This is a genomic window from Flavobacterium ranwuense (genome assembly GCF_004349315.1).
GTDB classification, from domain to species: Bacteria; Bacteroidota; Bacteroidia; order Flavobacteriales; family Flavobacteriaceae; genus Flavobacterium; species Flavobacterium ranwuense.
On the sequence record NZ_SMLH01000007.1, the window covers coordinates 50741 to 64657 of the forward strand.

Genomic DNA, 13917 nt, shown 5'->3' on the forward strand with positions numbered 1-13917 from the left:
ACCGGAATCATGATCGATACAATAAAGTACCATAATGTCCACAACCTCTTTAAACTAAATGGATATCATCTGAATCGAAATGATTTATGCAGAGTAGCGTACAGTTTTATAAAAGAAGGAGAGGAGTTCGAAAAATCAGTGGGAGATTTTATACTCGATTGGTTTGATAACAAATCGTATATTGAAATGAATACTTCCGGGACAACTGGAACCCCTAAATTGATTCGTGTCGATAAACAAGCTATGGTCAATTCGGCAATTGCTACGGGTGATTTTTTCGATTTAAAACCTGGAGATAAGGTATTACATTGCTTACCCACAAAATATATAGCTGGAAAAATGATGTTTGTGAGGAGCTTTATTCTTGGTCTCGATATTGATTTTGTTGCGCCAAGTTCTCATCCAATGTTGCAAAATGATACCAAATATGATTTTGTAGCGCTGGTCCCTTTACAAGCTCAAAACTCTTTGTCGGCATTAAAGAATGTGAAAAAGTTGATTATTGGAGGAGCTAAAATGAGCAAAACACTAGAAAAAGGACTTTCTAAATTAAAAACGGAAGTCTATGAAACCTATGGTATGACTGAAACTATTACTCATATTGCAGCCAAAAAGATAGGGGAGGAGGCTTTTTCAATTTTGCCAAATATTAAAATTAGCCAAGATGATAGAAATTGTCTGGTGATTGATGCTTTAAAAATTTCAGATGAGTCCATTGTCACAAATGATTTAGTGGAACTGGTGGGCGAAAATCAATTTGTATTTTTAGGACGTATTGATAACGTAATAAATAGTGGCGGAATCAAATTAATTCCGGAGAAAATTGAAGATAAGCTATCCGATAAAATTAACTCAAGATTTTTTGTAACTGGAAAACAAGATGCTGTTTTAGGAGAAAAATTAGTTATCGTTATAGAAGGTGAAAAACAAATACTAGACGAGACTATTTTTGATGGTTTAGACAAATATGAAAAGCCTAAAGAGGTGTTTTATGTTTCTAAATTTATTGAAACCGAAAACGGGAAGATAAAACGCAAAGAAATTGTAGAAAGTATATAAATTGTTTTTAAGTAAAAAGCATCCGCTAAATGGATGCTTTTTTATTTAATTATTGTTGCATTTTAAAATAATAATCAGCTGAATTTTTTCCACTTCCGTAGAATAAGAAAAACACACATACTCCTAATACCAGTAATGCCAAAAGTAAATTTTGTGAATGCATTTCTCCCATGAAATTTACTATAATAGCACCTATCAGTATAGGTAGTTGCGCCATTATCGCCCATCTTGTCAATAAACCAAATGCAATCATTATACCACCTACCATATGCGCTGGAGCAATGTAATGAATGAGAAACATTCCACCACCAATTCTGTCAATTGGGGATATTAGATCATTTAAATATTGGATGTTCGTTATAAAAGAGATTCCTTTCATAAACAAAAATACACCAAGTGCTATTCGTACCAAATCTACGGTTAAATAAGTGTGCGCATTCGCCCATTTGTTTAAATTTTTTACGTTGCTCATAATACTATAGTTTAAAATATGTAGTACTAAGTTACTGATTTTTAATTAAATAATTTAAAATTGTTAAAGAAAACTAAATTTCGAATATTTTTCTTATTCAAATGAATAGTAATCTAGCGTTTGTGAATAAATTACTACTAATACCAACTTAATTTATAATTGCAGCGTAAGTAAAGATGTTAAATTTTAAAAAATGATTTCGTAATTTTAATAATAAAGTAAGCCTTATTTAATTTAGGAATCGATAATTTATTCTTAAACCAAGGCTGTTTTCAGCATGTCCATGAGCCAAAAACTGAGTCAAATCCATAGATAAGTTTACTTTGGTTTTTTTAGCACCAATGATAAATGACTTCCCAAAATACAGACCCGAACATAATCCAAATTGTTGGTCACGGGCATATTCAGATACAAAACCCAATCCAATTTTACCGTCTTCGTCTGAAAGTGCGTACCCTACGCCGGTTTCGACTCCCCAATACCAATTATTTAAATTAAATTGAACATTTGGTTTGATGCTGAACAAGCTAAAGTTACTGTGTAAAGCTCTTTCTTCCAATGTGCTTTCGGGAGTAAGTATTCGACTATTTTTTTTAATGAATCTGTAATCATAATCGAATCGAATTCCGAGTTCTAATTTTCTGGAAATTATTTTTCCAGCTCTTACATTTACGCCTACAGCAAGTCTGTGACTTCGATACATTTCTATATGTACGGGCAATGATAAGTTTAAACCTGATTCTAGATAAAAAGGTTTCTTATCCATTGACAAAATAGCATTTTCGGTTTTATTTTGTGCATATATAAACTGCCCCACTAACAATAATACTGTTGTTAGTAAAACCAAAATCTTTTTCATTTTCTTTTAATTTTAAATAATTAAAACGAATTAGGTTAAGACTTTTTATGGCACTGTAAATGCTTTTAGGAACTATATTAATAGTTTCTAAAAGCATTATAAATATACAAAATAAAGAGTTAAGTGTTTGTAAATGAGTAGTTAAACTTGAATTACACCCAGGTTAAATTTCTTCTCAATAGGCGAGTGGTTTGCCGCTTCAATACCCATAGAAATCCAGGTTCTGGTGTCTAAAGGATCGATGATTGCATCTGTCCATAATCGTGAAGCCGCATAATAAGGCGAAACTTGTTCGTCATATCTTGCTTTTATTTTATCGAATAATTCTTTTTCTTTAGCTTCATCTACCAGTTCGCCTTTTGCTTTAAGCGAAGAAGCTTCGATTTGCGCCAATACTTTCGCTGCTTGTGTTCCACCCATAACGGCTAATTCTGCACTTGGCCAAGCAAAAATTAATCTTGGGTCATACGCTTTTCCACACATGGCATAATTTCCGGCTCCATAGGAATTCCCTACGATAACTGTGAATTTAGGTACAACTGAATTAGATACAGCATTTACCATCTTAGCACCGTCTTTTATAATTCCGCCATGTTCAGATTTGGATCCCACCATAAAACCGGTAACATCTTGTACGAAAACTAAAGGAATTTTCTTTTGGTTGCAATTAGCGATGAAACGGGTGGCTTTGTCCGCACTATCGGAGTAGATTACACCGCCAAATTGCATTTCGCCATTTTTGGTTTTCACCACTTTTCGTTGGTTGGCAACAATTCCCACTGCCCAACCGTCAATTCTGGCATAGCCGGTAATAATGGTTTGACCGTAACCGTCTTTATAGGCTTCAAACTCGGAATTATCTACCAGACGATTGATGATTTCCATCATATCATACTGTTCATTTCTGGCTTTTGGTAAAACACCGTAGATTTCTTTTTCATCCAATGCTGGTTTTTCTGCTTTAATTCGGCTGTAGCCGGCTTTGTCAAAATCACCTATTTTGTCAACTATATTTTTTATTTTGTCTAATGCGTCTTTGTCATCTTTGGCCTTGTAATCTGTAACTCCCGAAATTTCACAATGTGTAGTTGCTCCACCTAACGTTTCGTTATCAATGCTTTCGCCAATGGCAGCTTTGACCAAATAACTTCCGGCTAAGAAAATACTTCCCGTTTTATCCACAATCATAGCTTCATCGCTCATGATAGGCAAATAGGCACCACCGGCAACGCAACTTCCCATTACAGCAGCAATTTGGGTGATTCCCATGCTGCTCATTTGTGCATTATTTCTAAAAATACGACCAAAATGTTCTTTATCAGGGAAAATCTCATCTTGCAAAGGCAAATAAACGCCTGCACTATCCACTAAATATATGATTGGCAGACGATTTTCCATTGCAATTTCTTGCGCACGTAGATTTTTCTTTGCGGTTATAGGAAACCAAGCTCCCGCTTTTACGGTAGCATCATTGGCCACAACAATACATTGTTTTCCTTTGATATACCCTATTTTTACCACAACTCCGCCAGATGGGCAGCCACCATGTTCTACATACATTCCTTCACCAACAAATGCTCCAATTTCAATACATTTTGCTTTTGGATCCAATAAATAATCGATACGTTCGCGTGCCGTCATTTTGCCTTCGCCATGTAATTTTTGGATGCGTTTTTCACCACCTCCAAGTTTGACTATGCTTAATTTTTGTCGTAATGCTGAAAGTAAAAGTTTATTGTGGTCTTCGTTTTTGTTGAAGTTCAAATCCATGATGAAATAGTGTTAAAAAAAGTTTGCGCTAAAATACAAAATCCAACTAAATAAATTTTATTATTTTAATTGGTTTGTGAAGAAAATCGAATATATGTTTACTATTAAAACAAAAAAATAGAAGTTTATCTCTATTTTTTTATGAATTTAATAAAAAAAGAGAATATTTATTTGTAGGACTGTCCGCTAAACGAACCATCATTATTTTTTTTACTATCATCAACAATGAGATTAAGAGATTAAGAGTCAATGTTATCAAAAAAATCTTAAAAAAAAAACTGAATATCTTGAACCCCACTTGCTATCTTTATTTCTTTGTTTTAAAAAAAAGCTAAACCTTCCGCCGCGTCGGTTTAAAACAGAACAAAGCCAGCATCTCTTAACCTATAAACCTCACTGTTTAAAAATTATAATGTTTTTCTCCGCCGCGGCGGATTTAATATTTACAGGGGTTTACAAAGTATTTTTGCAAGTTCGAATCCGCCACGGCGGAGAGATTGATTTTTTTTTTTGTATTAATAACGGATAGTCATATTTATTTTTTAGACTCATTTACCAGTCTTTTCAAAATTGCCCATTGTTTTAATGCGTCACGAGCTTCTACTGCAGGATATCCTAACATAGTTTTTCCTGCCGGAATATCTCCTGTGACACCGGAACCAGCACCTACAATGGCACCATCGCCAATAGTGGTGTGGTCTTTTATAGAAGCACTTCCACCAATAATCACGCCGTTTCCTAAAGTTACGGATCCTGCCAGTCCACTGTTTCCAGCCATAATACAAAATTTACCCAATTTACTATTATGACCTATTTGAACTAAATTATCAATTTTACAACCATCTCCTAAAACGGTCGAACTGAATTTTCCTCGGTCAACACAAGTATTGGCACCAATTTCAACACTGTTACCAATAATCACATTTCCAATTTGAGGAATTTTGACTAAACCTCTTTGTGGGTCAGGACGAAAACCAAAACCATCGGCACCAATTGTTGCGTTAGGATGCAAAATACAATCATTCCCAATATGACAGCGCTCTCTAATGACAGTTCCTGACCAAATCACGGTGTTTTTTCCTATAGTACATTCATCAAGAATAGTCACATTTGGATAAATGGTCGTGTTATCTCCAATAATAACTTTAGGTCCTATATAACAACCTGCACCAATTCTGGCGCCATTACAAATAGTTGCACTTGGGTCAATTACTGCGGTTGGGTGAATGTCAATAGTAAATAATGGAGTTGGAGGTGCAAAAAGTTCCAATACTTGAGACATTGCCAAATCAGCATTTTTTACTTTTATAAAAGCCCTGTCTTCTCCTGGTTCTATTGATATGTCTTCGTTAACGACTGCTACACAAGCTTTGGATGCAGACCAAAATTTCTCATATTTTTTGTTCCCAATAAATGAAATTTCAGATTCATTAGCGACTTCAAGTTGTTCAGGTGCAGTAATATTTTGGGAAGTATTCCCGACTATTACTCCTTTTAGAATCTCATTTATTTCTTGAATTGTGTAGGATTTCATTAAGTATGGATTGAATTTGGTTTTGTTATCGTTTCCAAATAAAATCATTTAACGTTGAAATTGCAAATGTTTTTTTTGCATTGTAAAAAAAGGACTCTTTAATAGATGCAAAAAAAATCCCCTCAAACCTTTCGATAAACGAATGTTGAGGGGATTTTGTTATTTATTTCACCTTGTTAGAGTATGTACAGACCACTGCAAACTGATAACTATTCCTCTTCTTTTTGTCCCATCATCATTAGATATGCTTTTAGGAATTCGTCAATTTCACCATTCATAACGCCATCAACATTACTGGTTTCATGACCGGTTCTAACATCTTTGACCAATTTATAAGGTTGCATCACGTAATTGCGTATTTGTGATCCCCATTCTATTTTCATTTTTCCGGCTTCGATATCAGCGCGTTGTGCTTGTTTCTTTTTTAACTCAATTTCGTATAATTGAGATCGTAACATTTGCATCGCACGTTGTCTGTTATCTTGTTGCGAACGCGTTTCGGAACATTGTATTTGAATTCCGGTTGGTTTGTGAAACAATTGTACTTTGGTTTCTACTTTATTTACATTTTGTCCTCCGGCACCACTGGATCGCGAAGTTGTAATTTCAATATCAGCAGGATTAATATCAATTTCAATACTATCATCAACAAGCGGATACACATAAACGGATGCAAACGAAGTGTGGCGCTTGGCATTACTGTCAAAAGGAGATATTCGAACCAATCGATGTACGCCGTTTTCACCTTTTAAATAACCAAATGAATAATCGCCTTCAAATTCGAGCGTTACTGTTTTTATACCTGCAGCTTCTCCTTTCTGGAAATTCAGTTCTTTGATTTTATAGCCGTATTTTTCGCCCCACATCATGTACATGCGCATCAGCATTTCGGCCCAATCACAACTTTCGGTTCCACCTGCGCCAGCCGTTATTTGTACAACAGCACTCAAAGTATCGCCTTCGTCCGAAAGCATGTTTTTGAATTCAATCGCTTCTATATGATTGGCAGTAGTCAAATATTGTTCGTCTAATTCTTCAGATGTAAGTTCTCCTTCTTTGTAAAAATCATAGGCGAGTTGCAATTCGTCCGTCATTTCGACAGCTTTATTGTAATCTTCAATCCATTTTTTTTTGTTTCTAAGATTTTTTACAATGATTTCAGCATCTTTTGCATTGTTCCAAAAGTCGGGTGCAAAAGTCTTCTCCTCTTCATTTGAAATCTCAATTAGTTTGGCATCAACGTCAAAGATACCTCCTCAACGCACCAAGGCGCTCTACAATACCTTTAATTTGTTCGGTAGTTGTCATAAATTCTATTAATTAAATAAGTCTATTTTCAAATATTTATAAAAAATTCCGTTGTGTAATATATTTAGTTTAGTTTTAACTGAACTAGTTTGAATTAACAAATGGTATTATGTAAATTTGTGGCACAAAAATAGAAAAATTTTACGAAGGTACAATTCACGAATTGTCCGTACTGATAAAAAAAAATATGGAAATAAATTTAATTAGCGATACAATCACAAAGCCTTCTAACGAAATGTTGCAATACATGTTCAAAGCAGTTGTGGGTGATGATGTATATAAACAAGACCCGACTGTTATTGAATTAGAAGCTAAAGTTGCAGCTATGTTTGGTATGGAGGCAGGGCTTTTCTTCCCTTCAGGAACAATGGCGAATCAAACGGCTATAAAATTACATACACAACCTGGAGAACAATTAATAGCTGACAAATACGCACACGTTTATCATTATGAAGGTGGTGGTGTTTCTTTTAACAGTGGAGTTTCGTGCTGTTTATTAGACGGAAATCGCGGAATGATAACTGCTGAACAAGTGGCGGGAGCGATTAATGATCCTGAATTTTATCACAGTCCTTTGACGAGTTTAGTTTGTGTGGAAAACACAACCAATAAAGGCGGAGGAGCTTGTTATGAACTGGAAGATTTACAAAAAATAAAGCAGGTTTGCGATGCCAATAATTTAAAATTTCACATGGATGGCGCCCGAATTTGGAATGCGTTGGTAGCCAAAAATCAAGATCCAAAAGCATTTGGGAAATTATTCGATACTATTTCTGTTTGTTTGTCTAAAGGTTTGGGAGCGCCAATTGGATCGGTTTTATTGGCTGATAAAGCTACTATTCACAGAGCGTTGCGAATCCGAAAAATATTAGGTGGAGGGATGCGTCAAGTAGGATATTTGGCAGCAGCCGGAATTTATGCTTTAGATAACAACATAGAACGCCTTTCTGAAGACCATCGAAGAGCTAAAGAAATTGCCGAAGTATTAAAAAAGCTAAGTTGGGTAGCATCAGTAGAACCTGTTGAGACTAATATTTTGATTTTTTCATTGGTTCCAAATTGCATTGAAAAGAATTTAATTGAATTATTAAAACAGAAAAATATTTCAATCAGTTCTATGGGACATGGAAAATTGAGGATTGTAACACATCTTGATTATCGTGAAGTGATGCATACGTATGTTCTGGAAACCCTGCAAAAATTGGTTTAAAAAAAGTTATGAGTTATGAATTATGAGTTTTTCAAGTTGTCAGAGCTCATAATTCATAACTTATAATTCATAATTACTTGAACAAATTATCCATTCCCGGAATCATTGGCATATCCATTTTTGCAACAGCATCAAGTTCAGCTTCATTTACTTTAGTAGCTTTTTCGATAGCTTTGTTTAATACCAAAATCATATAATCTTCTAATTGCTCTTTGTCTTCCAATAAGGAGTCATCAATAGTAATTGATTTAATAGATCTATTGGCAGTTAGTGTCACTTTCAATAAACCATCGGTACTTTGTTCGTCTATAAGAACGGTGTCTAAACGTTTTTTAGTGTCTTCTATCTTTTGTTGGGTTTCTTTAAGTTTACCCATCATTCCCATTAAATCCATGTTTTAATTTTTTTAAATTAATTGAATTGCAAAATTACTATATTGCATAGTTATATTCAATAAAATATTCATGAAAAACAAACTCATCATAAGTTCTCTTTGTGTTATTTTTGCAACTTCATTTACTAATACAAAAGCACAACAAATGTTAAAAAATAGTCCAATTCCAGTAGCTAAAATAATTCCTAAAACATTAGAAAAACATAATGACACAAGAATTGATAATTACTTCTGGTTAAATGACAGAGAAAATCCTGAAGTTATTGATTACCTGGATAAAGAGAATGAGTATTATCATAAAATGACGGATCATACCAAAGATTTTCAAAAAGAATTGTTTGAGGAAATGAAAGGAAGAATTAAGGAAGATGATCAATCAGTTCCTTATTTATACAATGGCTATTACTATATCACTCGTTTTGAAAAAGGGAAAGATTATCCTATTTATTCTCGAAAGAAAGAAAGTCTTTCGGCAAAAGAAGAGATTATGTTTGATTGTAATGAAATGGCCAAAGGCCATTCGTACTTTCAATTAGGAGGTTTGAGTGTGAGTCAGGATAACAAATTGGCAGTTTATAGCTTTGATATTGTTGGAAGAAGAATTTACACCATTCAGGTAAAAAGTTTAGAAACCAATGAAATTTTAGAAGATAAAATAGAAAAAGTTACCGGAACTGCGGTTTGGGCAAATGATAATAAAACCATTTTTTATTCCAGTCAAGACGAAGTTACTTTACGATCAGATAAGATTTTCAAACATAAATTAGGTACAAAATCTGCAGAAGATGTTTTAGTTTATTTTGAAAAAGACGATACCTATAATGTTGAAATTGCTAAATCTAAGTCTAGAAAATATTTGGCAATTGAATCTGGAAGCACACTGACAACAGAATACAGAATTCTAAATGCAGACAATCCTGATGGAGAATTTGAAATTTTTCAAAAACGAATTCGTGGTGTAGAATATAGCATTAATCATTACAAGGATAGTTTTTATATAATGACTAATGCGGACAAGGCTGAAAATTTCAAGTTGATGAAAACCCTTGAAACGGCCACTTCAAAAGAGAATTGGACAGAAGTAATTGGGCATAGAGAACAGGTTTTATTGGAAGATATCGAAATTTTTGCCAACTATTTAGTAGTCGAAGAACGTTCTAATGGATTGAATAAAATCAGGATTATGCCTTGGAGTGGAGAAGGGGAATATTATTTGCCTTTTGAAAGTGAAACCTATACAGCATATACGACAACTAATGTAGATTTTGAAACAGAAATCTTGCGTTACGGATATCAATCCATGACAACTCCCTCTTCGGTTATTGATTTCAATATGAGGACCAAAGAGAAAGAAATTAAAAAAGAGCAGCAGGTTCTTGGAGGCAAATTCGATAAAAATAATTATACCGAAGAACGAGTTTGGGCAACTGCCAAAGATGGTACCAAAGTACCAATTTCTATGGTGTATAGAAAAGAATTAAAAAAAGACGGAAATAATCCCTTATTGCAGTATGCTTATGGGTCTTATGGACACTCCATGGACGCTACTTTTTCTTCTACGAGACTGACATTATTAGACAGAGGCTTTATATATGCGATAGCACACATTCGCGGTGGCGAAGATTTAGGAAGGCAATGGTATGACGATGGAAAATTATTAAAAAAGAAAAATACGTTTACTGATTTTATTGATTGTTCTAAATTTTTAATAGATCAAAAATACACTTCACCTGAACATTTATATGCCGAAGGTGGTTCAGCGGGAGGGTTATTGATGGGAGTTGTCGTGAATATTGCGCCTGAATTATATCATGGAATTATTGCGCAAGTTCCTTTTGTGGATGTAATGACCACCATGCTTGATGATAGTATCCCACTTACTACAGGTGAATATGATGAGTGGGGAAATCCTAACAAAAAGAAATATTACGATTACATGCTGTCTTATTCCCCTTACGATAACGTAAAAAAGCAAAATTATCCTAATATGTATGTTTCTACAGGTCTTCATGATTCACAAGTTCAGTATTGGGAACCAGCTAAGTGGGTCGCAAAATTAAGAACTTTGAAAACAAATAATGATACTGTTTTATATCTAGATACAAACATGGACGCTGGTCATGGTGGAGCTTCTGGAAGGTTTGAAGCCATTAAGGAATTAGCAAAGGAATTTAGTTTTTTATTAGATTTAGAAGAAATTAAAAAGTAATTAGAATTTTTTTGTTAAATTTGCAACGTTCGTGGTTAAATTAAAAATTGCCCACGACTAACTATTTTTTTATGAAAAAAGAAATAAACGCTTACAATAATGTCTTAGAATTAATAGGTAATACTCCACTTATTAAGCTAAATAAAATCACAGAAGAGTTAGAAGGTAATTTCTACGCAAAAGTAGAAGCTTTTAATCCGGGACATTCCTCAAAAGACAGAATAGCATTATATATTATAGAAGAAGCCGAAAAGAGAGGAATTTTATCTCCAGGTGATACCATTATAGAAACTACATCTGGGAATACTGGTTTTAGTTTAGCGATGGTAAGTATCATAAAAGGATATAATTGTATTCTTGCGGTTAGTTCTAAATCATCTAAAGATAAAATAGACATGTTACGTAGTTTGGGAGCAAAAGTTTATGTTTGTCCTGCACATGTATCCGCTGATGATGAACGTTCGTATTATAATGTTGCCAAACGTTTGCACGAAGAAACAAAAGGTTCTGTTTATATCAATCAATATTTTAACCAATTGAATATTGATGCACATTATAAATCCACAGGACCGGAAATTTGGAAACAAACTAATGGTAACATAACACATCTTATTGCTTGTAGTGGAACTGGAGGAACAATTTCCGGAACTGCAAAATTCTTGAAAGAACAAAATCCTAATATTAGAATTCTTGGAGTAGATGCTTTTGGTTCAGTGCTAAAAAAATACCATGAAACCAGAGAATTCGATAACGATGAGATTTATCCTTACAGAATTGAAGGTTTAGGTAAAAACTTAATTCCATCAGCAACTGATTTTGATCTTATTGATAAGTTCATGAAAGTTACCGATGAAGAAAGTGCCCATTCTGCAAGAGAAATAACTAGAAAAGAAGGTCTATTTGTAGGATATACATCGGGAGCAGTAATGCAAGCCATAAAACAATACGCCGAAGAGGGAGAATTTGATGAGAACAGTAATATAATTGCTATTTTTCCAGACCACGGTTCTCGTTATATGAGTAAGGTATTTAGTGATAACTGGATGAACGAACAAGGTTTCTTTGACAGTATCAATGAAGAAGAGGCTCAAAAAATCGAATTTATTAAATAGACTTTCTTAGACAGTCAGATAATCAGAATTCTTTGATTTTTAGACATAAAAAACTCCATTCATACTTATTTGAATGGAGTTTTTCTTTTTAACAGAGTCATACAAGATAAAATTAGAAACAAAAAACTCCAGAATTATCTGGAGTTAGTTTGAAATGAAATCTAAAATCTATTCTTCTTCCATAGTATGATATACGTTCATCACGTCATCATCTTCCTCTATTTTTTCAATTAGTTTCTCTACATCCGCTACCTGAGCTTCTGTAAGTTTCTTAGTGATTTGAGGGATTCTTTCAAATCCGGAAGAAAGAATTTCTAAACCTCTGTTTTCTAATTCTTTTTGAATGGTTCCAAAACTTCCAAAAGGAGCATATATTAAAATACCGTCTTCATCTTCAAAAACCTCTTCAGCACCAAAATCGATTAATTCTAATTCTAATTCTTCAGGATCGATTCCGTTTGCCGGAATTCTAAAATTACACGTATGATCAAACATAAATTCAACCGAACCTTGTGTTCCCATAGTTCCATTGCATTTGTTAAAATAACTTCTAACATTGGCAACAGTTCTGTTGTTATTATCAGTAGCCGTTTCAACTAGAATTGCAATTCCATGAGGCGCATATCCTTCAAATAAAACTTCTTTATAGTTGGCAGTATCTTTATCGGTAGCTTTTTTAATGGCACGTTCTACATTTTCTTTTGGCATATTTACTGCCTTGGAGTTCTGAATAACGGCTCTTAATCTGGAGTTGGCATCAGGATTAGGTCCGCCTTCTTTTACAGCCATTACAATATCTTTACCAATTCTGGTAAATGCTTTGGCCATTGCCGACCAACGTTTCATTTTTCTTCCTTTTCTAAACTCAAACGCTCTTCCCATTTCTAATTTATTATTTTGAACTGCAAAAATACAGCTATTAGTTATTTTTTCAAAAATTTTTATCAATCAATTGGTACATGCTTTGAAATAAAAGCATCTCCTGTTACATTCCAAAAATTGATTGTATTGGCTCGCTCTGAATTGAATTTGTTGTTGATAGCATTATAATTCCCAACTTCTTTATTCAACTCGTTTACCAGTTTATTGAAATTATCGACTTCTTCCTTTGATCTGGAAGTGGCTGATTTGTTATCCATTGTTTTTTTACTCTCTTGAAATTTTTGATTAAGCATCATAAAGGCAACTACTTTGGGACTAAATTCCAATGCTTCTTTTTTACTGAATTCCAATACTTTTTTGGTGGCATTTACCAGCATTAAATCCTTGTTGTAGGCTTTAAATGTTTTTAGCTTGTCCAAACCTTCGTTCGAATATTGCTCTAATGCATTACTGTTTTGTTGAATGGCATTCAAATTGTTTTGAGCAACGGCATTCATCAAAAGTGATTCTGTGAAATTTACTTTGAAAAAAATCAGATATAATTGAGTATGATTTTCAAAAACTTCATTAGAGATTTTCATTTTTTTACCCAGTTCACTTTTGTCTTCTCCAATTTGGATACCGTATTTAGTTGCAAATATTTTTTGGTTGGCATTCAATTTATCTACTTCTTCATTGATTTTAGTATTGACTAAATCTCTTGCCAAAATAAAAGCTTCCATAAAATCATACGATTGCTCAGCCACTTCCTGCATGTTTATGATTTTTTCATATTCCTGATTGATTTGTTTTTCAGAAATTGATAAATACGCCAGCAGTTGATCTTTATATTCAACATCGCCTTTATAGCCATCCTTTAAAGCTTCAATTTTTTTAGTGGTATTCTGAATACTTTTTACTAATGTTTTACGGGTTATATCAATTCTTCGGGCATTTTTACTATGCGCAACTGCCGAAGTGTATTTCCATGTTGTTCGAGAAATGGCATCGGTTTCTTTGCCAATGTAATTTAAATAGTCAACAGGAGTTTTGAATTCTTGCGCATTAGAAAAGGTAATCGTAATTAAAAACAGGATCGAAGTAAAGGTTAATTTCATTTTTTTGCTGG

Annotated in this window: 12 protein-coding genes; 4 read left to right on the plus strand and 8 right to left on the minus strand. The window is 33.8% G+C overall.

What is annotated here, in order from left to right; all coding sequences use genetic code 11:
• Nucleotides 1-9: 9 nt before the first annotated feature.
• Nucleotides 10-1059 carry an AMP-binding protein gene (locus E0I61_RS11965; RefSeq protein ID WP_394346065.1) on the plus strand — a complete coding sequence of 350 codons (1050 nt, stop codon included), beginning with the start codon at nt 10-12 and terminating at the stop codon, nt 1057-1059.
• A gap of 49 nt (nt 1060-1108) precedes the next feature.
• Here the strand turns inward: E0I61_RS11965 and E0I61_RS11970 are convergent, their stop codons facing one another.
• The 5 genes from E0I61_RS11970 to prfB form a co-directional block, all read right to left on the minus strand.
• Complete coding sequence (locus tag E0I61_RS11970; protein WP_132071681.1) at nt 1109-1531, minus strand: DoxX family protein; 423 nt, start codon at nt 1529-1531, stop codon at nt 1109-1111.
• A gap of 229 nt (nt 1532-1760) precedes the next feature.
• Entirely contained in the window at nt 1761-2390 is a 630-nt protein-coding gene (locus E0I61_RS11975) for a hypothetical protein (RefSeq protein WP_132071683.1), read from the minus strand.
• A 141-nt stretch (nt 2391-2531) separates the two neighbouring features.
• Nucleotides 2532-4160 (minus strand): acyl-CoA carboxylase subunit beta, encoded by a 1629-nt coding sequence (locus tag E0I61_RS11980; protein WP_132071685.1) that lies wholly within the window; start codon nt 4158-4160, stop codon nt 2532-2534.
• Between the two features lie 535 nt (nt 4161-4695).
• On the minus strand, nt 4696-5694 hold the full coding sequence (lpxD, locus tag E0I61_RS11985) for a UDP-3-O-(3-hydroxymyristoyl)glucosamine N-acyltransferase (protein WP_131995285.1): 999 nt from the start codon (nt 5692-5694) through the stop codon (nt 4696-4698).
• A gap of 209 nt (nt 5695-5903) precedes the next feature.
• Nucleotides 5904-7002, minus strand: a protein-coding gene (gene prfB / locus E0I61_RS11990; protein ID WP_131995282.1) for a peptide chain release factor 2 whose coding sequence is annotated in 2 segments (ribosomal slippage) — nt 5904-6938 and nt 6940-7002 — 1098 coding nt in all. Because the reading frame shifts where the segments join, the coding sequence is not laid out codon by codon here.
• 187 nt (nt 7003-7189) lie between these two features.
• Here prfB and E0I61_RS11995 point away from each other — a divergent pair.
• Nucleotides 7190-8212: a threonine aldolase family protein gene (locus tag E0I61_RS11995; RefSeq protein ID WP_131995279.1), complete on the plus strand. Its 1023-nt coding sequence runs from the start codon at nt 7190-7192 to the stop codon at nt 8210-8212.
• A gap of 73 nt (nt 8213-8285) precedes the next feature.
• Here E0I61_RS11995 and E0I61_RS12000 read toward each other — a convergent pair whose 3' ends face one another.
• Entirely contained in the window at nt 8286-8606 is a 321-nt protein-coding gene (locus E0I61_RS12000) for a YbaB/EbfC family nucleoid-associated protein (RefSeq protein ID WP_099715715.1), read from the minus strand.
• Nucleotides 8607-8676: 70 nt separating this feature from the next.
• On the opposite strand from E0I61_RS12000, the gene E0I61_RS12005 reads away from it, so the two are divergent.
• A complete protein-coding gene (locus E0I61_RS12005; RefSeq protein ID WP_132071687.1) occupies nt 8677-10815 on the plus strand; it encodes a S9 family peptidase in 2139 nt (712 codons plus the stop codon).
• Between the two features lie 71 nt (nt 10816-10886).
• Nucleotides 10887-11927 carry a PLP-dependent cysteine synthase family protein gene (locus E0I61_RS12010; RefSeq protein WP_131995273.1) on the plus strand — a complete coding sequence of 347 codons (1041 nt, stop codon included), beginning with the start codon at nt 10887-10889 and terminating at the stop codon, nt 11925-11927.
• 168 nt (nt 11928-12095) lie between these two features.
• Here the strand turns inward: E0I61_RS12010 and E0I61_RS12015 are convergent, their stop codons facing one another.
• Together E0I61_RS12015 and E0I61_RS12020 are read right to left on the minus strand one after the other, a co-directional pair.
• Nucleotides 12096-12809, minus strand: coding sequence for a YebC/PmpR family DNA-binding transcriptional regulator (locus E0I61_RS12015; protein WP_131995270.1), 714 nt, complete (start codon nt 12807-12809; stop codon nt 12096-12098).
• Nucleotides 12810-12871: 62 nt separating this feature from the next.
• On the minus strand, nt 12872-13906 hold the full coding sequence (locus tag E0I61_RS12020) for an LIC11966 family surface protein (RefSeq protein WP_131995267.1): 1035 nt from the start codon (nt 13904-13906) through the stop codon (nt 12872-12874).
• Nucleotides 13907-13917 lie beyond the last annotated feature (11 nt).